The sequence below is a fragment of the Enterococcus sp. S22(2020) genome, from assembly GCF_020295385.1.
In the GTDB taxonomy this organism is placed as follows: Bacteria; Bacillota; Bacilli; order Lactobacillales; family Enterococcaceae; genus Enterococcus_L; species Enterococcus_L dunnyi.
On the sequence record NZ_JACFUD010000002.1, the window covers coordinates 171,653 to 194,589 of the forward strand.

The following is a 22,937-nucleotide window of genomic DNA, read 5'->3' on the forward strand; positions in this document are numbered from 1 at the left end:
CACTACTTTAAAGATACGGATCTAAAGTGAGCTCCTTCAATTGATGGAGCTCATTTTTTGTTGGGATCGAAGAGATATAGAAAATAGGATGAGCGACCTGTTCCAACGGGAAATTAGAAACAAGAAGATCCGTCTCATTTAATTGGATTTGCGCCAACTCAGTCCATTCAATTGCCTTTAATATTACGCGGTTACCAAGATAATCGGCCAATTCCTGCTTCAAAAAAGCTTTCCAGGCTGGCTCGCCTTGGTAAATAAAATAAATAGTCAGCATATGAGGCTGCAAAGAAAAAATCGCTTGCTGCTCCAGTAAACTTGCTAAATTGAAAAAATAATCTGGGTAATGGATCGCCGCTTCTGAACCTAGAATAGCTAACAATTGTTGATTTCTCGTATTAAAATCCAGCCATTGATTCTGTCTGCTCATAATCAATTCTTGATATTCCAGTTGAAACATTTCAGATAAAACAGGAGATTCAATATATTTGATCAGTAACAAAACTAAATTAGATGCTAATGGTGTGGCAGTTAATCTTGGCAGCTCGATTTCTTCAGCTAAATGGGCAACAAATGATTGTACAGCTGTTTCGAGTGAACCATACTGTTGATTAAAAACATTCTTTAATTGCGTACCGTAGTGATTATCATAGTTCCAGCTTTCTAAAAAGCAGAAAAAGGCAAAAAATATTTCTTCTCCTTGTAAATAAATCCCTTCTTTAGCATACAAATCCTCTAAGTGGGGAGCATACAAAGCGAACAGTGCATCTGATTGCTCAAATGGAAATGTTTCGATACGGCAATTCGCTTTGATACGAATCGTATTGATAAAAAACCAGCAGGCACCAAAAATTTGTTCAGTATCGACAGAAACCGACGAGCGGTTGATTTTTTTTAGAAACTGGAAATAATGCTCTTCATGAATCGCATAATCTGTGAAAAAATAATTATTGTGGGTAAAAGGAACGAGCAGCCGATGATAAAAAATCCGTATGGCACTTTCTTCACCCAATAGCTGGGCGCTGGAAGCAGTCAATTTGATTTCGATATGATAGGATTTTAGCTGCTTGTTGATTTTTTTTGTATGGCGTTTCAAGGTTTCCAACGAAACACCACTATTTTGCAGAAACACAGGAGTTACTAATTCTTTGGTGAAAAATAGTTCTTTGACTAGTTGGACACTGACAGACTGGTCTAAAAATAGTTCCCATATATCATTCGTCAGTGCATTGCTGGCGTTCACCAAACGAATACCAGAGCTGTCCGTTTCGATCGACCAACCCAATGGAAGCTGCTCACGGATCAATTGTAAATCTGAAAAAATCGTTCGTTCTGTTGTGCCTATAGTAGCTGACAGATTTTTTGCGGTAATGGTTTGCTGATTCAACAACTGCTCCAATAATAGGATCTGCCGTTGAATATCTTTTTCTGTAATGATTTTTTTTAGCATTGAATACATAGTGAGACCCTCCAGAATTCAAGTATCTTTGATCCGAGGTGACATCAAATCAACGACCAATACGTTATTATAATACGGAAGTTAACCAGTTGTCTAAATGTTTAAGTACCTTTTGTACCTGACTGTCCTGTGAAAGCTTAAGAAAATCATGCTCCAGATAGTAAACAGGTTCAAATCTGCTATTAGGAATCGTTTTTCCAAGTAGCTTGCTGTAGCGAAACGGGATTTCTTCATCAGAACTACTGGCGCTGCTGAAACAAGGAGGAAATGTCTGCAGCATTTCTTTTGTGATGGCGAACGCATGGATAGTTTCCTCATTTATGCCATAAAATTTACTGATCATTTGTTGTTGAACAGCATAGTGATAAAGAAGGTATCTATTCAAAAAAGGATCATCCCAGACATTCTCCTTTTGCTCCACTTGTTGGATTTCTTTTTCAGAAATGGTTTGCTCGATTAAATGACGTGGTGTATCAATAAATGATAGGTCTGTATATCCGTAAAAATTGATCAAAAAATCAGGTCTAGGTAATAGTCCCCGCTTAACTAATTGCAACATTAAAAAACTGCCTGCCGAACATCCGCAAAAACCAAAGGGACGAGACTGGATCACTTCGTCTTTCAATAGTCCAATGGTTTCTTCAAGTGCAGTCAAGATATTTGGCAAGCTTGTATTTGGTGCAAGTAAATAATCAACGGCGATCACTTGAAAGCCGTTTTTTAAAAAGACTTGTTTTAACTCTTCTGTTAGATCAGCTTTCGTACCGTAGATGAGGCCACCGCCGTGAAAGTAAATGATCGCTTTTTTTGGTTCGATGCTTTCTGGCAGATAAATGTCTACAGCTGCGCCATTAGCTAATGGGCGTGTTTTTTTCATGGGCTTTTCTCCTCATTTTGATAATATATGTGCCGATCTCATAATTCAATAGCTGCAAGGGATTAGAAAAATCGATCGCCAGCAGTTGCTCGGCTTTATTTAACCGGTAACGGATCGTTTTCGAATGTAAAAACATCGCTTCGGCTGTTTGTTTGTAGTTACGTTCATTTCTTAGAAATTGGTAAAAGGTCTCAAAAAGATCGTAATTGCTATTCGCTAGCTGCTGCAAGGATTCAGGAACAAACGTATCTATTTCATTTAGCTGTTCATTTTGGATAAAGTAACGGAAAATGCCGATATCCGCTAAACTAACGATCGCATCGCTGTAAAATTCTTCGTTGAACCGTAAAATATCTAAGCATTCCATCAAAATTTCTTTGATTTCATGTTTGGGTTTTACATTACTGATTGCCAAAGAAAGATCAGGATTTGACTCTAGTGTTTTCGCTAAAAGATGTTCGACTTGTTCCTTAGTGATGCTGCCGTTTGCTCCATCAAAATTAAAAAGGACGACGGAATAACTATGCTGATCGAAAAAAATAGAGCGGACTTTCAGCGAGCGTAATAAGGAAAGGACTTTTTCTTTGATCAGCTGGATCGTTGTTGAGCGAGTTGAAAAAGCAACAGCCTGATAGGAGGGAAATAAACTCATATTGGCTTCCAACAGTAAGCTTTCCAATTCATCTGGGTTAGCAGGTGTATTTTGTAGAATCGCATCCGCTAAATTATTTAAACGAGTATACCGTTCTTTTTTCAATAAACGTTCTGTATTGAATTTTTCCTGCAGCACATCGATCGTATTTTCGATAATTACAAGGTCAGTTTCTTTGATCTCAGGTTCATTTAAATAAACCAATAATAAACAATTGGATGAATAGCTGTTAAAAATACTGACTTCAAGTGCTTGCTGTGTTTTGACACTTGATTGCGAATAAAGCTGTAAAAGAGAGTAATCATTTTTAGTGAACTCACCATTTGTGACAGCTTCACGCGATAAGACGATCCCGTCTTTTGCTTGTTCCCCGAAATTGATTTCGATATGCTTATCGATCAATTTCAAGCTGCAGGGACTACCGATGATCTGATAAAATTCCTGCATGATCGCTTCAAGTGAGGGAAAGCTTTTTTCCAGCTTCGTGAACCGCTGCCGTACTTCGTAATACGTGCGCAAAATATGCGTCTGATGATTAAGTAAAGGTTCATAAATGGTCAATAAGATTTTTTCATAACTAACTTCCTGAGAGATCTTGATCAATGGGATTTGATATTTGAAACATAAATCAATAAACCAAACAGGGATCATTGTAATGAAACGATCCATTTTGACGACTAAACCACTCACACCTATGACTTGCATCTTTGAAAAAAATTCTTCTAATAATTCATTTGATTGTCCGTTGAATGCGTAAAAAGAAGTTAGGATCAGCTGATTTTTCTTACTCCACTGCTCGATATCGATAGCTTCAAGAACCATCGCTGACTCCACTTCATTTTCCAAACCGATCTCTTTCGTTAAAATTTTACTCGTTTTTAAGTCTCCGATCGACAAAAGTTCCTTCAATTTCATTAAAATCACCTTTTTCCCCTATATGGATAAAAATTATATCATTTTTTTAGAATATTGTCCGATGAAAACACATTCATTTTTGGATTACAATAAAAATGTATTAAGGAGATAGGAGGATACATATGTTAAACACAGTAATTTTAAAAAATAATTACCAAGATTCCATTAACTTGATGTTGTTGACCAACCAAATTAATGCGCTTTCTGCTGTCAAAATGAGTCAACTGATGATGGGGACAGATGCCAATAAAGACATTTTACTAAACACAGCACTTCTGACAGATGAAGCAAAGGCTGCTTCACCAAATGATCTGATGATCGTTGTCGATAGTGATGAACCGACGATCATGGATCAAGTATTGCCTGAGGTCGATAAATTTTTAAGTGATCTATCCTCAAAGGGGGCAGATGAAAAAGACCATGCATCAACCTCATGGAAAGAAGCACTGGAAGAATTACCGGATGCTAATATGGCATTATTCAGTATTCCAGGAGAATATGGTGCAGCTGAGATGGAAACCGCTTTAAAAAACGGACTGCATGTCTTTTCATTTACGGACAACATCCCAGTTGAAGATGAAGTGAAATTAAAAAAATTAGCACATGAAAAAGGCCTGTTGATGATGGGACCAGATTGTGGCACTGGAATCATTTCAAGTATTCCGATCGCGTTCACAAATGTTATCACGCCAGGAAATATTGGTGTAGTTGGCGCTTCCGGAACAGGGATCCAAGAAGTAACAACGATCATCGATCGTTTAGGCGGCGGTGTTGTACATGCTATCGGTACTGGCGGACGTGATCTGAGCGATAAAGTCGGGGCAGTGACAATGAAAGACGCCATTGTTGCATTAGAAAATCACGAACCAACAGATGTGATCTGTGTTATCTCTAAACCACCTGCAAAAGAAGTACGTGACGAAGTTGTTCAACTATTACAAAGCATATCAAAACCAGTTGTAGCGATCTTCTTAGGTGAAAAACCAACAGCCCATGAAGGCAAAGTTTATTTAGCTCATACATTAGAAGAAACAGCCCAAATCGCTGTTGATCTAGCTAATGATACAGCGATCAAAGCCAATTACTTTGAAGAAATCGAAATGCCGAAAGTTCGTGCATTAAGTGAAGAGAAAGTCATCACTGGTTTATATTCTGGCGGTACCTTAGCGACTGAAGCTGGTATGTTGATCTCAGAAGCATTAGGTTTAGACGGCTTAGTGAAAAAAGAAGGCTATGTCTTAAAATCACATGGGTACGATGTGATCGATCTAGGCGATGATATTTATACACAAGGCAAACCACATCCAATGATCGACCCGGAAGTCCGCATCAAAAAAATCCGTGAGTATGCAGAAGACCAAAAAACTGGCGTGATCTTACTTGATTTCGTTCTTGGCTATGGCGCTCACGAAGATATGGTCGGCGCTTTACTTCCTGTCATCAAAGAAGAACAAGCAAAAGCTGTTGCAAATGGACGTGAACTGTACTTTGTTGCGACTGTTGTAGGCACAAACAATGATCCTCAAAACTATGCACAAGCAGTGAATCAACTAAAAGAAAACAATGTCTTAGTTGCACCAAGTAACGCTAAAGCTGTTCGTCTTGCTTTAGGCTTAAAAGGCATCTCATTGTCAGAAGCAGACAAAGCAGTTGTTTCTTATCAAGGTGAAACGATCACTGTTCCAGCTGTAAGTGAAAAAGTCATGGAACTATTGAATACAAAACCAAGGATCATCAACGTTGGCTTACAAAGTTTCAATGAATCGATTCAAAAATTCGACGGTAAATCTGAGCAATTCAACTGGAAACCAAGAGCTAACGGCAATAAGAAAATGATCAAAATTTTAAATGCTTTAGAAGATCATGCAGAAGAAATCGATCGTGAAAACCAAAAAGTGATCGAAAAAATCAAAAATGCTCAACCATTCCTGACAGATGTTGTTTTAGCGAAAACAGTGATTCCAGAACTGAATGAATCACAAAAAACGATCTTACATGCTGGACCGCCGATCAAGTGGCAAGCAATGACGGGGCCTATGAAAGGTGCTGTGGTCGGTGCAGCGATTTTTGAAGGCTGGGCAGCGAATGAAGCCGAAGTTAGTCAAATGATCAAAAACAATGAGATCCGCTTTATCCCTTGTCATCATGTGAATGCCGTAGGACCAATGGGCGGGATCACATCAGCAAATATGCCGGTCTTTGTCGTGGAAAACCGCTTAGATGGCACACGCGGCTACTGTACAATGAATGAAGGTATCGGAAAAGTCTTGCGTTTTGGCGCCTTCTCAGAAGAAGTGATCACACGTTTGAACTGGCTGCGTGATGTTTTAGGACCAACACTTTCAAAAGCGTTGAATAAAAGTGAAGATGGCATCAACCTAAGCGTGTTGATCGCTCGTTCGATCACGATGGGAGATGAATTCCATCAACGGAACTTTGCAGCATCATTGAATTTCTTACGTGAAATCGCTCCTTATATCATTTTGGTCGATATGGATGTTCAAGATCGCTTTGATGTCATGAAATTCTTGGCAGATACAGATCAATTCTTCTTGAATATCATGATGGCAGCAGGTAAAACGATCGTTGATACAGCAAGAAAAGAAGCTAAAGGTACGATCGTAACGACACTTGCTAGAAATGGTGTGGATTTTGGAGTTCGTATTGCTGAAACAAATGATGAATGGTTTACTGCACCGGTGAATTTACCAAAAGGTTTATATTTCACTGGATTTACAGAAGAAGATGGCAACCCTGATATGGGTGACAGTGCGATCACAGAAACAGTCGGAGTTGGTGGTATGGCAATGGTTGCAGCGCCTGGTGTTACTCGTTTCGTTGGTGCAGGAGGTTTCCAAGATGCGCTTGAGACATCAAATGAAATGGCAAAAATCAGCGATACACACAATCCAACCTGGACGATTCCAACCTGGGATTTCCAAGGAACTTGCTTAGGGATCGATATTCGTAAAGTCGTTGAAACAGGGATCACACCAGTGATCAATACAGGGATCGCACATAAAGATGCCGGTGTTGGCCAAATCGGTGCAGGAACTGTTCGCGCACCTCTCGCTTGTTTTGAAAAAGCATTAGAAGCGTATGCAAAAGAGTTAGGTATCACAGTCGACTGATAAGGAGGAAGAAAACGTGCTGAACGTGATTGCATTAGGCGGAAACGCCATTTTAGATAAAATTCCGACAGATGAAGGACAACGTGAGGTTGTTAGAAACGTAGCGGCTGAGATCGCTTCATTCATCAAACAAGGAGAAAAAGTTGTCTTGTGTCACGGAAATGGACCGCAAGTGGGGAACTTGCTGATCCAGCAAAAAATGGGTGATTCTGAAAAAACACCGATGATGAAACTAGATACAAATGTTGCGATGACCGAAGGCAGTATTGGCTATTGGATCCAACAAGAGCTTCAAAATGAATTAAAGAAACAAGGGGTAGAAAAAAGTGTTGTCAGTGTTGTGACGCAAGTAGAAGTGGATAAAAACGACCCGTCATTTACGACACCAACAAAACCGATCGGGCCTTTTTATACAAAAGAAGAAGCAGATGAAAAAGTGAAGAAAGGAGAAGGCATTTACGCAGAAGATTCTGGGCGCGGCTACCGTAAGGTAATCGCGTCTCCAGAACCAAAACGAATCATCGAAAAAGAAGCGATCCAGTCATTGATCGCAGCAGATGTTATTACCGTTTGTGTCGGCGGCGGCGGTGTTCCCGTTGTTTCTGATGAAAAAGGAATGTTGGCTGGAGCAGAGGCCGTGATCGACAAAGATTTGTCTGCTCAAAAATTAGCTGAGGAAATTGGAGCAGAGCGTTTGATTGTTTTGACAGGTGTTGATAACATCTATGTGAACTTCAATCAACCAGATCAAAAGAAATTGGAAACACTGACGGTTTCAGAAGCACAGCAGTACATTTCAGAAGGCCAGTTTCCAGCTGGAAGTATGTTGCCGAAAGTAGAGTCAGCGATTGGCTTTGTCAAAGATCGAAAAGACAGAGAAGTCGTCATCACCTCTATCGAAAACCTTGGAAACATTCCAAAAGGCTACGGAACAAAAATCGTTTGTTAACTAGAAAGAACAAGAAGGAGTAGAACGATGAATATACGAAAGAAAATGATGTTTCTTTTATTCTCGATTTTTATTGGGGGATTATCGGGAATCAGTGCGTACGCGGCAGAAATGGATAAAGTCGTAGCACCAACTGGATTTAAAGCTATTTTAGTATTGATACCATTGATTTTAGTGCTAGTATTATTGTTCAAAAAAGTGGATATGATCATTGCCGGTTTAGTTGCTGGGATTTTAGCCATGATCATTGGCGGGATCAGTCTGGCAGACGCCAATACTCAATTGCTGGAGACGATTCCATCTATGTTGAGTATCACTGTACCGATCATCAACTCAGCTGTTGCGATGGCTGTATTTAAAGCCGGCAGTTATTCAGCGGCCTTGACCTTAGCAAAACGCGGAACAAAAGGAAAAGTAGAATATGTTTCAGCGTTTATCGTTATTCTATTAGCAGCAGCAACCTATATGTCAGGGATCGGCGGCGGAAGTGCAATGGTCATTGCGCCATTAGCCTTTGCAGCAGTGGGTGTTGTACCTGAGCTGATTGCAGCGATGTCATTAGCTGCGGCAGTATCGTTTACAACTTCGCCAGCTTCTCTAGAATCAAGTATTGTGTCAAAATTAGGGGATGTCAGCGTGGCTTCTTATGTGTCACAAATGCGTCCATTCTGGTTATTATTTGTTGTTTTAGCGATCATTTTAGCCTTTTGGGGTACGAAACATCGTAATATCGGCTTTAAAGAGTCAGAAGATGATGAGTATGAACAAAAAAGTAATGGTGAGTTGTTCAAAATCACCTTACCGGCTATTTTCTTACTATTCGCTGTAATTTTTGGCCCTGTTGTGAATGACTTGATCGGCTTTGCTTTCTTTACACCGCTTGTCTATATGGTGTTGACATTGGCCTTGGTTTACTTATGTACAAACTTTACGATGAATCAATCTGTCGAAGCCATGGTCGATGGTTCAACGTATATTTTGACTCGTTTATTCCAAGTTGGGATTTTCTTAGCCTTCATCAATGTGATCGCTCAAACAGGAACTTTTGCTGTCATTGCAGGAGTTGCTCAAAATGCACCTGAGTTTATCGTAGTGCCGGTAGCGATCTTGACAGGTATCTTGATCGGAATTCCGGCAGGAGCTTATGTTGGTTCGGTATTGACATTAGTTTTACCTGTTGCTGTGTCATTAGGCTTCCCGCCATTGGCGCTAGGTTTTGTGACGGTAGGTGTCGGTTTAGGCAGTCAAATGAGTTTCGTAAACATTACGATGCAGGCATTGTCTTCTGGTTTCCAAATCCCGATTTTAGATGTGGTAAAAGGAAATGTGAAATGGTTGAGTCTTGCATCAGTTATTCTATTAGTTATTGGTTTTATTTTTGGATAAACAAAATAAGGAGTGGAAAAAATGGATTTATTGATCAAACAAGCACGTATTAAAGATGGCGAAGCGTTACAAGATGTAGCGATCGACAATGGAAAAATCGTTGAAATTGCCCCTGAAATCACTGGAGATGCCAAAGAAGTGATCGAAGCAGATGGTCGAGTGTTGATTCCTGGTTTAGTGGAAAGTCATATACATTTGGACAAAGCTTTGATCGCAGATAGAGAACCAAACAAATCTGGTACCTTACAGGAAGCCATTCAAGTAACGGCTAAATTGAAACCGACCTTTACAGAAGAAGATATTTACAGCCGTGCCAAACAAGCATTAGAAATGATCATCAGCCATGGGGCAACAGCAGTTAGAACCCATGCAGAATTTGATCCGGCACAAGGCTTTACAGGTTTTAATACGATCATGAAATTGAAAGAAGAATACAAAGACTTGATCGATATGCAAGTAGTCGCATTCCCGCAAGAAGGGATTTTCAAAGCACCAGGAACTGAAAAAATGATGTATGAAGCAATGGAAATGGGTGCAGACGTTGTTGGAGGAATCCCTTATAACGATGCACCAGCGAATGAACATATCGACTTGATTTTTGAGATCGCTAAGAAGTATGATAAAGACATCGATCTACACCAAGATTTTGCAGATGAAGCAGATAATACGTCAATCGAATATCTATGTGAAAAAACTATCAAAGAGGGCTACGAAGGGCGTGTATCAGTTGGACATTTGACTGCTCTTCATGCGATGGAGCCAGAACAATTAGCTAAAGTGATCGATCTAATGGTCAAAGCGCAAATCAACGTGATGCCATTACCTGCTACAGACCTGCACTTAGGTGCACGAAATGATCAATACAATGTTCGTCGTGCAGTCACACCGATTCGTAAATTACGTGATGCAGGTGTGAACGTAGCTTTAGCAACCAACAATATCCGCAACGGCTTTACACCATACGGCAATGGCGACTTGATCCAAATCGCTATGTTGGCTGTTCCAGTTGGACACCTTGGCGGAGCAGATGACCTGCCAACCGTTTTACCGATGATCACTGAAAACCCTGCAAAAGCATTAGGCTTGAAAGATTATGGTTTAGCTGTCGGCAAAAAAGCAGATTTAGTATTATTAGATACACAAGCAGTAGCAACTGCATTGATCGATTTCCCAGAACGTTCTTACGTGATCAAAAACGGTAAGGTGACAGTGAAAGTCGATAAAAAAGTCAATATTTTAAGATAAAAGTTGAAAGAAAGAGGCTAAGAGTAAGACAAAACTAAAAATCAGTTTTGTTTCGCTCTCTAAACCCGAATCAACGGCGAGAAAAAAGTAGCTCCCTCGGAAATAAGCTGGAATTCACAAAAATTTGTAGAACAATTTTCGTGAATTCCTTCTTATTTCTCGGAGCTAAACACTTTTGTCTCAGCCTCTAGGCTCACTCTTTCTTTTTTTTAAGAAGGTGAAGTAAATGCAAGAACAAACAAGTATCAGTACATATTTAGCTACATTGAATGTATTTGGAAAAATGGGCAAGATCCATAGTGTTTTTGACCGTTCATTCAATATAGCTGTAAATGATCGTTTGATCAATATAAATGCTGCGAAAGATTTTTTATCTAGCTTTGGCATGAAAATTTCAGCGTTTCAGTTTGAGCAGCTTCAGCCGTATTGTCAACAAGGAAACTTAGTCAAATTGACACGTGATTCATTGACTGTTTATAGTAAATTTGGCATTCAGACGATTCAGTTAACACCAATGAATAAAGAAGAGTTAAAAATCCAAACGATTCCCTATCATGAAGAAAAGCTCCAGTCGTTGGCAGGATTACTGAAAGAAAAACACTTAGAATCAGCTATTGGTTTGCCTATAGGAAATAAAGAGATCGATTATTTTGCGCAGTTAGCTGAAAATAAAGGAATCAATCCAGAGCCGATTGTAACGTATTTGATTGGACGAGGTAAAGGATTGACGCCAAGCGGAGATGACATCTTATTAGGATATTTATTTATGCTGAAAACCTATCAGCATAAAGCCGCTCCAATTGTGTCAGAACAAATTAAAAAGCATATAAAAGCTACAACGAGTATTAGTGAAAACTATTTTTATGCGCTACTTGATGGGTATGTTAGCTCAGTCGTGATGGATGTTTGGAGAGAATTAGAAGGAAACATATCAGAGAGTGGATTGGAAGAAAAAATCGATCGACTTTTAGAAATCGGTCATACGTCAGGGTATGATATGTGTTACGGGATTTTATTAGGGACAAAGGCAGTAATAAAAGAGCAAGTTCAGTAAGAGAAGGAAGGTCTTTTCGTTTACTGGCTTGTTTTTTATTTTCGATTAAGTAAGCGACAAATTAATCATAAATATAGAACGATCAATAGTATATATATCATTTTTATATCTAAATAATTATAAAATATATTTTAAAATAATTTCTTTGTGATATAATTAGGTTATATTATGTGAGGAGTTGGTATGTTTATGAAAAAAATGAATAAGTATATTTGTCTTGGAGGTTTGTTGTTTGTTGCATGTACATCATTTATTCCAGTTATTGCTGTTGCTGAAAATGAAAGCGTTTCACATTTGCAAGTACCTGCTGAACTGAGTACACAGCAATCTTCATTAGTAAAACCAGATTCGTTTAGACTTGGATTGGATGACTATGTAACAGGGATCATTGACAGTTCAATCAAGAAAGTTGTTTTATACGTCAATGATCAAATGATTAGAAATGGTGCAGTCTATTCAGATGGGACCTTTGATGTTGAAGCTAGTGATGTGATCACTAAAATGAGTGATAAGGTAGAGATCGTAGGGTTAGATAGAAAGAATGTTGAACTTGATAGGCAAACGGTTTCTATTGAGCAATCAAAGATTAATTTTTACGTAGATTATTTCACTCTCTTTGATAAAAAAATTCAGGGTAGTGCAGATAGCCAAGTTGGGGTTGTCAGTCTCCTTGTGAACGATGAACTGATTCGCTCGGTTGCTGTAAATGCAGACGATACTTTTGAAATACCTGTGGAAGTTGGCGAAATCATTGAAACAGAGGATATCGTTGAAGTTGTGGGTTCAAATAGTGGGAAAGAATTGGTCAGAGTAACTGTACCGGTAAACCCATTATATCTAGATGCTGAGATCACTGATTTTATTTTAGGTCAGGATAGTAATATAGCGGGTTATGCATACGAAGATAGCTCATATCCCAAAGCTAGACAAGTTCAGTTATATGTGAATAGAAAACGTTACGGTAAAGCAACTATCGCTAAAGACGGCAGTTTTTCTATCAATACCGAAAGAAACATTACAGATCCAAATGACACTGTTGTGATTGCAGTATTGGATGAAGACGGTCAGGAGCTTGGTCGGTTCCCAGTGAAGATTCTAGGCTATTTTGGTGATGTTAAGTGGTCATGGAATGAAGAAGAGCAATCTGTTACTTTTGAGGGAGGTACGTTCCCAGCGACGAATCAAGAATTTAATATTTCCAGAGAAATTGGTTCGAGTAACCGGATCACAGAAATCAAGAAACTTATTTTTACTGATACTGTTGAAGCAGATAGAGAATCCTCTTATCTATTTTATGGGATAGATCGTTTAGAGACATTTGAAGGTCTAGATTATCTTGATGTGTCTAGTGTTGAAAATATGGCCTATATGTTTAGCTATGTAACTGTTTCAGAGCTAGATCTTAGTAATTGGGACACGCGAAATGTTCAATCGATGGAAAGAATGTTTAGTCCTTCTCGTTCGATCACACATCTAGAATTGGGGGATTTTAATACAAGTAATGTGACAAACATGAGTGGAATGTTTTCAACACTTAACAAGATCACTGATTTAGATCTTTCATTCTTTGATACAAGTCAGGTGACAGATATGTCTTACATGTTTCAGGATATGAGCTCTTTGACGAATTTGAATTTGGCTGGATTTGATACAAGTCAGGTGACAAATATGAATGGAATGTTTGGAGGAATGATTCGTATTTCTAAACTGGAGGTCAATCATTTTGATACTAGTAATGTCACAGATATGTCTTATATGTTTCATCGGACAGCGCCTCTAAAAGAATTAAATTTAAGTAACTTTGATACAAGTCAAGTAACGAAAATGGATTATATGTTTGCATGCAAAAATAATAACCATCAGATTTTGGATAGTCAAATGACGTCTCTTGACATCAGTAACTTTGATACGAGTAATGTTAAAACGATGAATTCAATGTTTGCCAAACTTCCGAAGTTGGAGAAATTGGACGTCGGTAGTTTTAATACTAGCAATGTCACAGATATGGCTTATATGTTCTATGAGTTGGATAACCTGAAAGAACTGGATGTTAGTAATTTTGATACAAGTAAAGTGACTGATATGACAGGGATGTTTTTGAGTCCTTTCCAAAATAGTATTACAAAAAAGAATGCGATAGAAACATTAAACATCTCGGGATTCAATACGAGTAATGTGACAAAAATGGGAGGGGTATTCTCTGGTTTGACCTCTTTGAAGGAATTGGATATTCGCCACTTTGATACTAGTCAAGTGACTATGATGAACAGTATGTTTTATAACTTGAAAGACTTGAAAACGATTGATTTGAGTAATTTTGATACAAGAAATGCTACCAATATGACTAGTATGTTTGAATACACCACTAATTTAGATACAATGATCTTAGGCCCGAATGCTATTTTTCAAAATACGGTAAAATTACCTGAGAAAACAACCTCTCCATATACTGGGAAATGGACGGGGCCAAGTATCAGCGGAACACATTTGGTTGAATACGATTCTTCCTTGACTCTTGTAAACGAGTATGATGGGTCACTTCCTGGCAAATATACTAGAGAAATACAATAATTAAAAAACTCCTCTGAACCTGTTTGGATTCAGGGGAGTTTTTTGTTTGTATAAGCTAACAGAATGTAGCACTGAAGTAAAAAAAGTTCAAGAGCAGGTTACAACTTATAGGATCAAATTATTCAGAGAAGACATATTCAAAGTTTTAACTTAAAATAGATACTACTTCTTTAGACTAAATTTAAATAAAACTAACAAAGGAAAAGGAGTTTCAATATGTTGGGAAAACAGAGATTTGTCAATAAAAAACTTCAATAGACAACAAAACCAAGAATTAAAACATCAAGGCGTAAAATTATAAGGATTCGTCTTCGTCGTACTGATATTATCTCTGATTTTTTTGATTGATTCAATATTCTGATCGTAATTATGATGCATAACATTGGTATATAAAATATCCATCACTGTCAAATAGCTGATCCGCGAGGCGAGTGATTCTGTTCTAAATAAGGTTTCCTCTGTTAAAACAATGATTGCTTGGTTCGCTAAAGTAACTAGCTCGGAACCGCTATTCCCTGTTAAAACAATGATCTTTGCTGAGGTCTTTTTGATTTGTCGAGCGAGATTGACGGATTCTTTGGTTTGGCCGGAATGAGAAAAAATAAACACACAATCTTCACTGGTTAGCTTAGTAACGAAACTGAGCTGCATGTGGTAGTCGAAAATATAATTACAGCGGTATTTTGTTCGGATAAATTTGTGGAAGCTGTCAAAGGCGACAATCGATGAGCCTCCCAGACCAAAAAAATGTAAGGTTTTAGCGGAATAAATAATCGTCAATACACGGTCTAAAAGCTCTTCTGTCAAAAAATGAGTAGAATTGCTTAATGAGTAGATATTAGACTGGACAACTTTTTTTGCGATATCGATGCTGGAATCTTCAGGTAGGATATCATCTGCACCGGTATTGATATTTAAATTTTGAAAAGCAGGCTGATAATTCGAATTGCGGGCAATATCGATTTTAAAATCTTGAAAGCCATTGTAGCCAATTTTTTTTACGAATTGATAAATAGATGACTGTGAAACTTCAATATCATTTGCCATATCTTCTAATGTTTTCCTCGAAAGCATTTCGTCAGAATGGACAAAATAGTGAGCAATTTTCTGTTCCGTTTCACTTAGATTGCCTTTTTTTAACCGTATTCTCTGATCTAGATAATGATTTTTCATAATAACCTCCATCTATAGTTCGATCTAATGATATATAATAATCAAGTTTGAGCAAAAGAAATGACTAATTAAGCGCTTTCTGTTTATTTTAGCTCATTTCGACGAAAAAAGGGTGACTAATTCTTAGACATCATTATAGAGAATAAAAATGTAAAAAACAATTTTTATTTTTTTAGAAAATTATTATAGAAAAACGCGATGTTATCTGGATTCTTTGGCGCTTCTTTTCTGATAATGAAGAAGAGAAATTTCCAATAATTATTTTAGTTCAGAGAGTCAAATGTGATATCTAATGTGCTTTGAATGAAGAGAAAAATCATTCATTAATTAGAATGAAGATTCATTTTCATAAGGTTTACACAAATGGATGAATGCGCTTTCAAAACCTTTTAGATGAAAGGTTTTATCATTAAAATAAAAAATATTTTTTATTTGTTGCAAACCTTTACATAATTTTTTTTAAGAAGTACTATTTAGGTGTTCAGTACGGAAAACAAAAACGTTTAACTGAATACGCTTTGTTTCAAAAACTATCGATAGTAAAAAGCGTGCTTATTTTTCCAAAAGAAAGCAGTTGATACAGTACAGTGAATACTGTAGAAGCCGTAAAAGGAGTGAGAGCATGTCAAAGTTTACGATTGCAATTGTTAATTCCAGTAGTTTTGGAAAAGTTTTTCCAGATCATATCAAGCGTTTAGAAGCAATTGGCAAGGTTGAATATGTAACAGTCGATTCTGAAATTTCTGGTCGTGAATTAGCAAAGGTTCTTCAAGGATTCAACGTTATTATTGCTAGTGTTACCCCGTTTTTTACAGAGGAATTTTTTGAACATAAAGATGAGCTATTATTGATTTCCAGACATGGCATCGGCTATAACAACATAGATATTGTTGCGGCAGAAAAGCATCATACGATTGTTTCGATCATTCCTGCATTAGTCGAACGTGATGCAGTAGCCGAAAATAATGTGACGAATTTGATGACGATTTTACGACGAACGGTGGAAGCGGATCTAAGCGTTAGGGAAGATCTATGGGAGAATCGGGCACGATTTGTCGGACGGACATTGTTTAACAAAACGGTCGGTGTGATCGGAGTTGGGAATACGGGCAGTGCAGTGGTTGAAATCGTCAGGAATGGTTTTCGTTGTGAAGTGCTAGCATATGATCCATACAAATCAGAGCGACATATTCAAAGCTATGGCGCTAAAAAAGTTGAACTTGAAGAGCTTTTGACATCTGCAGATATCATTTGTTTATGCGCGAACCTCACGGAGGATAATTATCATATGATTTCGTATAAAGAAATCGAAAAAATGAAAGACAATGTATATATATCAAATAGCGCAAGAGGAGCTTTAGTTGATGAAGATGCGATTGTAAACGGTTTAAAAAGCGGGAAGATCGCCGGCTTTGCCACAGATGTTTTAGAAGAAGAACCAGGGCGTAAAGATCATCCCTATTTAATGTTGGAAAATGTTGTCATGACGCCGCATACCTCTGCGTATACGATGGAATGTCTTGAAGCGATGGGCGAAAAATGTGTACGGGATGTTGAAGATGTTGCAGCAGGCAGATTACCGGAACGAACTGTTCAAGCACACAGCCATGTGACTGTTTAATGAATAGGAGTGAATAAGATGTTAAATGATCTAAAGGTAAAAGTTGGTCCGCAGTTTTACGAATATCATGAAGATGCAATTGAAAAAGTACCAGATGTGTTGGAAGAATATGAGGCTAAAAAAATTTTGATCGTTCACGGAACGGTTTCATGGGAAAAAGCGAAAACCTATCTGAGCTTTGTTGAGCGTGCGAAGTATGCATTTACCTATCATCAATATTCAGGAGAATGCAGCTATTATAGCGCCGATAGGATCGTAGAGTTGTCGAAAGCTGCTGATATCGATTTTATCATTGGAGTAGGCGGGGGAAAGTTGGCAGATTTAGTAGGGTATGCAGCACATCTGCTCGATCTTGATTTTGGCTTGATCCCTACGTTGGCAAGTAATTGCGCGCCGTGGACACCGTTATCTGTTATGTATAAAGAATCTGGAGAAGCAGAGGGAAAAACAGAACACTATTTAAGACAAGCGGCATTTTTGATTACTGATCCAAGACTAGTGATCGATGCTCCTGTCGATTATTTTATCGCAGGATTAGCAGATACGTTAGCCAAGTGGTATGAATCAGACGCGATTTTACAACAGGAGCATTTGAGAAATGAGCCTTTTTTACAGCTTGCAGCTTTCACAGCAAAATTGTGTAAAGAGGCTATCATGCAGGATTCGGTCAAGGCGATCGAAGATATGAAGCAAGGAGTTCTTTCAGAAGAATTTGTTCACTTATCAGAAATCATTTTTGCAGTAGCTGGAATGGTTGGCGGGTTAGGTGATAAATATGCTAGAAATGCAGCGGCGCATGCAATGCATGACGGTATGAGCAAATATATTCCTGAAAGTCATCCGTTTTTACATGGTGAAAAAGTCGCCTATGGGATCTTTTATCAATTGGCATTAGAAGAGAAATGGCACCTGATCGATCAACTGCTGCCGTTTTATCAAGCATTGGAACTACCAGTATCTTTACAGCAAATGGGCATTCATCCTGAGGAAAGTGTGATCGATGAGATTATTGAATTTATTGATTCTAAGGAAAAGGTTCATCTGATTCCTGTAACGACCACTCGATCTTCATTGAAAAATGCATTGCTGTCGCTGGAAGAATATATAAAAGAAAAAAGGGAATAGAAGGAGGACATATGGAAACATTAAGTGTGATGCAAAGTTTCTTGATCGCATTGTGGACAGCGGCGGTCATGTCAAGATGGTTAGGGGGAGGAGCGACTCTTACCTTACGGTTCTCGCCTTTGATGACAGGGCTGATCGTTGGGTTAGTGATGGGAGATGTTGCGCAGGCAATGATCGTAACAGCGGCTTTGCAAATGATTTATATGGGTGTTTTCTCACCAGGAGGGTCAATGCCGGCAGAGCCGTCTATTGCAGCGGCAATCGCTGTTCCAGTCGCATTGTTAGGAAATTTAACACCTGAAGCAGCGATTGCTGTGGCAGTTCCTGTTGGTTTGTTGGGCAGTTATTTGTATCAATTCAGATTCTTTATTAATACATTTTTAGGGAAATATACGGATAAAGCAGTAGAAGACTTAAATCCTAAAGCCATTTCCCGCTCAGTAATCATGTATCCGACGATTGCGTCATTCATTCTATTCGTACCATTAGTTTTTGTTGCACTTTACTTTGGCGCTCCTGTGATCGCTGATGTGATCACTGCACTTGAAGGTACTGTCGTGATCCACGTATTAGAAGTTGTCGGCGGCGGTTTAGCGGCTATTGGTATTGCGACGACGATTTATGTCATTGGACGCAAAGATTATATGGTCTTTTTCTTTCTGGCTTATTTCATCAGCATCGTATTCAAATCCTTGGAAGTTACAATGGTGACTTATGCGATTTTCGGCGTATTGATCGCACTGATTTTTGTTCAATCTCAAAAAGGTAAGAATGCACCAGTTGCTCAAAGCAGTAATGGAGAAGCAGCAACTTTTTCAGATGACGATGATGACGATTACGATGATGGATTCTAATGGAAATAGGAGGGAATAAAATGACAGAGATCAACAAAAGTACAAATCTTGCGCCTGAGGAAATCACGAAAAAGGATGTAACGAAAGCGTATCTTAGATGGCACTTTGCCAACGAAATTCCCCATTCTTTTGAACGCTATCTGGCACCTTCGCTGCTTTATGCGATGATGCCGATTTTACGAAAGCTTTATAAAGATGAGGATAAATTAAAAGCAGCCTATAAAAGACAACTGCTCTTTTTCAATACACAATTAAGCTGGGGCGGCGGTGTCATTACAGGACTGATGTCTTCCATGGAGCAACAGCGTGCACAAGAAGAGCATGAGGGCACGGAAATTTTGATGCAGGACGATTTGATGTATAACACGAAAGCAGGGCTGATGGGAGCACTTGCTGGGATCGGGGATGCCATTGATTCAGGAACAGTGCAATACATTTTTATTGCTATAGCGGTGCCGTGGGCTGAACAAGGGAGTGCACTTGGCGCATTGTTTCCATTTGTAGCATTTGCTTTGTATCAAGCGATCCTAGGTGTTTTCTTTGCACGTCAGGCCTTCAGTATGGGACGTAATGCAACAGGTTTGATGCAAAGTTCTGGCGTTCAAAATGCAATCGAAACCTTATCAGTACTGGGACTATTTATGATGGGAATCCTAGCTGGAAATTATGTCAAAGTATCCTCTGCACTGCAATTTAAGATTTCAGGACGAGAATTTGTCATACAGGATATCTTAGATCAGATCGTTCCGGGAATCTTGCCGCTTGCAGTGGTGATGGGTGTTTACTGGTTCTACACGAAAAAAGGATTGAAAGTGACACAAGCCCTGCTGTGGCTGACAGGAATCCTGATCGTGTTGGCTGCTATTGGAATCTTATAAAACAAGAAGAGGATGTGAATAGAGATGGGTGTTATCAATTTAGCTCGTGTAGATGAGCGCTTGATCCATGGACAAGTTATGATGACGTTATCACAAAAGAGCGGTGTAAATTCGATTTTTGTGGTGGATGATGTGGTTGCAAAAGATAAATTTATGCGTGAATTATATAAAAGTGCTGGGGGACGAACTGGACAAAAAACGATCGTCATTACACCAGATAAAGCCAAATTTTATTGGGATGAGTATAATTTTAAAGAATATAACTGCATTTTGATCACGAAAACGATCAGTGTGATTTATGATCTAGTCACACATGGCGTACCGATGAAGGAACTGAATATCGGTGGGATTGCTCAAAAAGATCCAGAGAAAGATTTATTAGTCACCAAATCCGTGTATTTGAATCGATCGGATGCAGAAAAATTAAAAGACTTAAATGAAAATTACGGTGTGGAAGATATCTATTTTCAAGCTACACCTTCAGCACCTAAATCAATGCTGAAGGAAGTTTTGGCAAAATTTAATTTATAAAAAAAGATCAACGAGTCAAGATAGGATGGGAAGTGAATCATAAGATGGAACGAAACGATCAGCTGGAAGACTGGATTTTTCACTATCAGCACCTTAATAAAGTTAGACGGACAAAAAAGCAAAAGCAACGTTTTTTAGCTACATTAGTCACAGATATCGCTAAGCTGCGTGAAGATATTCAGGTGATCGAATATCAGCAAAAAAAACAGTATATTTCCAGCAATGTTTACGTCGGAAATATTGAAACAGCCGATCGGATCATTTGTACCTATTATGATACCCCTCTCAGAAGTTTTGGCTCTTATCAGCTATTTGATCGAACCAAACAAAGACAGGCAACCGTTCGTTTCATTCTAGTCAGCTTGTCTTTGTTTTTACTTCTTGGGCTGGTTACGACAGTCGTTTATATGAATAGCATGACAGAAGCGTTTCATTTAGGAAAACTTTCTACATGGGTGGCGATCCTGTGTTATGGCCTTTACTTTTTTCTGTTTAGTAAACTTGCCAAAGGACTCTCTAGTCGAAAAAACGCGGTTCGAAATACATCTTCTATTTTGGCATTAGTAAGTCTGATTGCTGCACACACGAATTCTAAAACGGCATTCGCTTTTTTAGATGAAGGTTGTTTTGGTGATCAAGGATTAACTTTGCTGAAAGAAACGTGTCGATCGTCAGCGCAGATTTATTATTTAGATTGTGTCGGCAGTCAGGAAGAGCTTCATTTTATTGGTCAGCGAATCACTGAAAAAGCAGAGCAGTCATTTATCACTCACCAAGGCAGTGATCCTAAAATCAATTACATTTTCGGAGCCAAAGTAAGTGAAACAGGGCAAGGAAAAAGGTATTTTCTTGAGAAAGCTACATTGAATCAAAAGGAAATCGATCGAAATAAACTAAAACAACTCAAGGATTTTTTTACGAACTAAAGCCAAAAATCCTTTTTGAAAGGAGTCAAAAGAATGCTTGGAATCGTTATTGCGACACATGGTGCGCTAAGCACTGGTTTAAAAGATGCGGCTGAAGTAATCATGGGAGCTACTGAAAATATTGCTACAGTCAGTTTGAATCAAGGAGAAGACATTCAAAAACTTGGAGAAAAAATCGAACAGGCGATACAGCTTGTTGATCAAGGAAATGGCGTTGTTGTCTTCGTTGATTTAGTGAGTGCGAGCCCATACAATCAGGCATTGCTTACGATCAGAGAATTAGAAAAGAAAATGCAGGAAAAAGTCTATATCATCAGCGGGGCTAATTTGCCGATGCTGCTTGAAACCATCAATCATCAGTTACTAGAGACGCCAATCGAACAGATTCCGGAAACAGTCATTGCACAAGGTGAAAATGGCTTAGGGATTTGGCATGTTTCGATGATTGAAACAAAAGCCGATGATGATGACGATGAGTTTTGATCAAATAAAAAGTCAAAAGAGTGGGAGATGAGGCACCATGAAGTGGGGATTTAGATGGTATGGTGAAAAAAAAGACACGATACCACTACAACATGTGACGCAAATTCCAGGAATCAACGGAATTGTAGGGACACTGTTAAATAAACTGCCGGGAGATGTGTGGGCAGTCGATGAGATTCAGGAGTTGAAAAATTCTGTAGAAACAGGCGGATTAGAGTTACTAGGCATCGAAAGTGTTGCGATCCATGATTCGATCAAGGCTGGCACGGCTGATCGAGATCAGTATATCGAAAATTATATCGAGACGATTCGTAATCTTTCTAAATGCGGCATAAAAATGGTTTGCTACAGTTTTAAACCGATTTTTGGCTGGGCAAAAACCTCTTTAGCCTATGAAAATAGCGATGGCAGTTTTTCTCTTGTTTATGATCAGGCTGTGGTCGATGGAATGGAGCCAAGTGAGATGTATAAGCTCATCCATAGCCAGTCAAAGGGCTTTAGTTTACCTGGCTGGGAAGAAGAACGGCTAAAGAAATTTGATGGACTGGTCAAAATTTATGAGGGTGTGACAGAAGAAGATTTATTTGAAAATCTAAAATACTTCCTGTTGAAAGTGATCCCTGTTTGTGAAGAGGCAGATGTCAGGTTAGCGATCCATCCGGACGATCCACCTTGGGAGATTTTTGGGTTTCCGCGTATTACCAAGAATTTATCAGATCTAAAAAGAATTATGGATATCATAGATTCTCCGTACAATGGAATCACGTTTTGCACGGGTTCTTTAGGCGCGGATCCAAATAATGATTTGGTTGAGATGATCCGTCAAGTTGGGCATCGAATCAATTTTGTTCATTTTCGTAATGTTGGCTTTATGGGTGAAAAGAAATTCAAAGAAACCGCACATTTAAGTACAGAAGGATCGCTGGATATGTATGCAATCATGAAGGCACTAGTAGAGGTTGGTTTTGATGGTGTCATTCGACCGGATCATGGACGAACCATATGGGGTGAAATTGCAATGCCGGGATATGGCTTATATGATCGGGCATTAGGCATCAGCTATTTACAAGGATTGCATGAGGCGATCATCAAAAATGAGCGTAATTAAGA

General features: G+C 38.6%; 18 protein-coding genes. 14 read left to right on the plus strand and 4 right to left on the minus strand.

Going from position 1 to position 22,937, the window contains the following annotated elements; translation table 11 throughout:
* Nucleotides 1-7: 7 nt before the first annotated feature.
* From H3T55_RS03800 to H3T55_RS03810, 3 genes are all read right to left on the minus strand, one after another.
* Nucleotides 8-1,447: a helix-turn-helix domain-containing protein gene (locus tag H3T55_RS03800; protein WP_225533708.1), complete on the minus strand. Its 1,440-nt coding sequence runs from the start codon at nt 1,445-1,447 to the stop codon at nt 8-10.
* A 76-nt stretch (nt 1,448-1,523) separates the two neighbouring features.
* Entirely contained in the window at nt 1,524-2,333 is an 810-nt protein-coding gene (locus H3T55_RS03805) for an alpha/beta hydrolase (RefSeq protein ID WP_225533408.1), read from the minus strand.
* Complete coding sequence (locus H3T55_RS03810) at nt 2,308-3,900, minus strand: PucR family transcriptional regulator (protein WP_225533409.1); 1,593 nt, start codon at nt 3,898-3,900, stop codon at nt 2,308-2,310. Before H3T55_RS03810 ends, H3T55_RS03805 begins: the two co-directional genes overlap by 26 nt.
* A gap of 122 nt (nt 3,901-4,022) precedes the next feature.
* Here H3T55_RS03810 and fdrA point away from each other — a divergent pair, with 122 nt between their 5' ends.
* The 6 genes from fdrA to H3T55_RS03840 all read left to right on the plus strand — a co-directional run bounded on the left by fdrA (nt 4,023) and on the right by H3T55_RS03840 (nt 14,236).
* Nucleotides 4,023-7,031, plus strand: coding sequence for a DUF1116 domain-containing protein (gene fdrA, locus H3T55_RS03815; protein ID WP_225533410.1), 3,009 nt, complete (start codon nt 4,023-4,025; stop codon nt 7,029-7,031).
* Nucleotides 7,032-7,047: 16 nt separating this feature from the next.
* Nucleotides 7,048-7,980, plus strand: a complete 933-nt coding sequence (arcC, locus tag H3T55_RS03820; protein ID WP_225533411.1) for a carbamate kinase — start codon at nt 7,048-7,050, stop codon at nt 7,978-7,980.
* Between the two features lie 48 nt (nt 7,981-8,028).
* Nucleotides 8,029-9,366 (plus strand): citrate transporter, encoded by a 1,338-nt coding sequence (locus tag H3T55_RS03825; RefSeq protein WP_412523560.1) that lies wholly within the window; start codon nt 8,029-8,031, stop codon nt 9,364-9,366.
* A 21-nt stretch (nt 9,367-9,387) separates the two neighbouring features.
* The gene (locus tag H3T55_RS03830; RefSeq protein WP_225533412.1) at nt 9,388-10,611 is read left to right on the plus strand and encodes an amidohydrolase family protein; all 1,224 of its coding nucleotides are present in this window, start codon (nt 9,388-9,390) and stop codon (nt 10,609-10,611) included.
* Between the two features lie 226 nt (nt 10,612-10,837).
* The gene (locus H3T55_RS03835; protein ID WP_225533413.1) at nt 10,838-11,665 is read left to right on the plus strand and encodes a DUF2877 domain-containing protein; all 828 of its coding nucleotides are present in this window, start codon (nt 10,838-10,840) and stop codon (nt 11,663-11,665) included.
* Nucleotides 11,666-11,854: 189 nt separating this feature from the next.
* Nucleotides 11,855-14,236, plus strand: coding sequence for a BspA family leucine-rich repeat surface protein (locus tag H3T55_RS03840; RefSeq protein ID WP_225533414.1), 2,382 nt, complete (start codon nt 11,855-11,857; stop codon nt 14,234-14,236).
* A gap of 282 nt (nt 14,237-14,518) precedes the next feature.
* On the opposite strand, the gene H3T55_RS03845 is transcribed toward H3T55_RS03840, so the two are convergent.
* A complete protein-coding gene (locus H3T55_RS03845; RefSeq protein WP_225533415.1) occupies nt 14,519-15,409 on the minus strand; it encodes a MurR/RpiR family transcriptional regulator in 891 nt (296 codons plus the stop codon).
* Nucleotides 15,410-16,031: 622 nt separating this feature from the next.
* Here H3T55_RS03845 and H3T55_RS03850 point away from each other — a divergent pair.
* The 8 genes from H3T55_RS03850 to uxuA are packed head-to-tail and all read left to right on the plus strand — an operon-like array spanning nt 16,032 to nt 22,935.
* Nucleotides 16,032-17,030 (plus strand): D-isomer specific 2-hydroxyacid dehydrogenase family protein, encoded by a 999-nt coding sequence (locus tag H3T55_RS03850; protein ID WP_225533416.1) that lies wholly within the window; start codon nt 16,032-16,034, stop codon nt 17,028-17,030.
* A gap of 18 nt (nt 17,031-17,048) precedes the next feature.
* Complete coding sequence (locus tag H3T55_RS03855) at nt 17,049-18,155, plus strand: iron-containing alcohol dehydrogenase family protein (protein WP_225533417.1); 1,107 nt, start codon at nt 17,049-17,051, stop codon at nt 18,153-18,155.
* Between the two features lie 11 nt (nt 18,156-18,166).
* On the plus strand, nt 18,167-19,009 hold the full coding sequence (locus H3T55_RS03860) for a PTS mannose/fructose/sorbose/N-acetylgalactosamine transporter subunit IIC (RefSeq protein ID WP_225533418.1): 843 nt from the start codon (nt 18,167-18,169) through the stop codon (nt 19,007-19,009).
* 20 nt (nt 19,010-19,029) lie between these two features.
* Entirely contained in the window at nt 19,030-19,887 is an 858-nt protein-coding gene (locus tag H3T55_RS03865) for a PTS system mannose/fructose/sorbose family transporter subunit IID (protein ID WP_087640722.1), read from the plus strand.
* A 24-nt stretch (nt 19,888-19,911) separates the two neighbouring features.
* On the plus strand, nt 19,912-20,418 hold the full coding sequence (locus tag H3T55_RS03870; protein WP_087640723.1) for a PTS system mannose/fructose/N-acetylgalactosamine-transporter subunit IIB: 507 nt from the start codon (nt 19,912-19,914) through the stop codon (nt 20,416-20,418).
* A 32-nt stretch (nt 20,419-20,450) separates the two neighbouring features.
* Nucleotides 20,451-21,344 carry a hypothetical protein gene (locus tag H3T55_RS03875; RefSeq protein WP_225550097.1) on the plus strand — a complete coding sequence of 298 codons (894 nt, stop codon included), beginning with the start codon at nt 20,451-20,453 and terminating at the stop codon, nt 21,342-21,344.
* Nucleotides 21,345-21,377: 33 nt separating this feature from the next.
* Nucleotides 21,378-21,827 carry a PTS sugar transporter subunit IIA gene (locus tag H3T55_RS03880; protein WP_225533420.1) on the plus strand — a complete coding sequence of 150 codons (450 nt, stop codon included), beginning with the start codon at nt 21,378-21,380 and terminating at the stop codon, nt 21,825-21,827.
* 37 nt (nt 21,828-21,864) lie between these two features.
* On the plus strand, nt 21,865-22,935 hold the full coding sequence (gene uxuA / locus H3T55_RS03885) for a mannonate dehydratase (protein WP_225533421.1): 1,071 nt from the start codon (nt 21,865-21,867) through the stop codon (nt 22,933-22,935).
* The last annotated feature ends 2 nt before the right edge of the window (nt 22,936-22,937 follow it).

Coding starts and splice junctions, on each gene's coding strand:
- H3T55_RS03800 (WP_225533708.1), bottom strand. CDS start 1,447: ATGCTAAAAAAAATCATTACAGAAAAAGATATTCAACGGCAGATCCTA.
- H3T55_RS03805 (WP_225533408.1), bottom strand. CDS start 2,333: ATGAAAAAAACACGCCCATTAGCTAATGGCGCAGCTGTAGACATTTAT.
- H3T55_RS03810 (WP_225533409.1), bottom strand. CDS start 3,900: ATGAAATTGAAGGAACTTTTGTCGATCGGAGACTTAAAAACGAGTAAA.
- fdrA (WP_225533410.1), top strand. CDS start 4,023: ATGTTAAACACAGTAATTTTAAAAAATAATTACCAAGATTCCATTAAC.
- H3T55_RS03825 (WP_412523560.1), top strand. CDS start 8,029: ATGTTTCTTTTATTCTCGATTTTTATTGGGGGATTATCGGGAATCAGT.
- H3T55_RS03830 (WP_225533412.1), top strand. CDS start 9,388: ATGGATTTATTGATCAAACAAGCACGTATTAAAGATGGCGAAGCGTTA.
- H3T55_RS03835 (WP_225533413.1), top strand. CDS start 10,838: ATGCAAGAACAAACAAGTATCAGTACATATTTAGCTACATTGAATGTA.
- H3T55_RS03840 (WP_225533414.1), top strand. CDS start 11,855: ATGAAAAAAATGAATAAGTATATTTGTCTTGGAGGTTTGTTGTTTGTT.
- H3T55_RS03845 (WP_225533415.1), bottom strand. CDS start 15,409: ATGAAAAATCATTATCTAGATCAGAGAATACGGTTAAAAAAAGGCAAT.
- H3T55_RS03850 (WP_225533416.1), top strand. CDS start 16,032: ATGTCAAAGTTTACGATTGCAATTGTTAATTCCAGTAGTTTTGGAAAA.
- H3T55_RS03855 (WP_225533417.1), top strand. CDS start 17,049: ATGTTAAATGATCTAAAGGTAAAAGTTGGTCCGCAGTTTTACGAATAT.
- H3T55_RS03860 (WP_225533418.1), top strand. CDS start 18,167: ATGGAAACATTAAGTGTGATGCAAAGTTTCTTGATCGCATTGTGGACA.
- H3T55_RS03865 (WP_087640722.1), top strand. CDS start 19,030: ATGACAGAGATCAACAAAAGTACAAATCTTGCGCCTGAGGAAATCACG.
- H3T55_RS03870 (WP_087640723.1), top strand. CDS start 19,912: ATGGGTGTTATCAATTTAGCTCGTGTAGATGAGCGCTTGATCCATGGA.
- H3T55_RS03880 (WP_225533420.1), top strand. CDS start 21,378: ATGCTTGGAATCGTTATTGCGACACATGGTGCGCTAAGCACTGGTTTA.
- uxuA (WP_225533421.1), top strand. CDS start 21,865: ATGAAGTGGGGATTTAGATGGTATGGTGAAAAAAAAGACACGATACCA.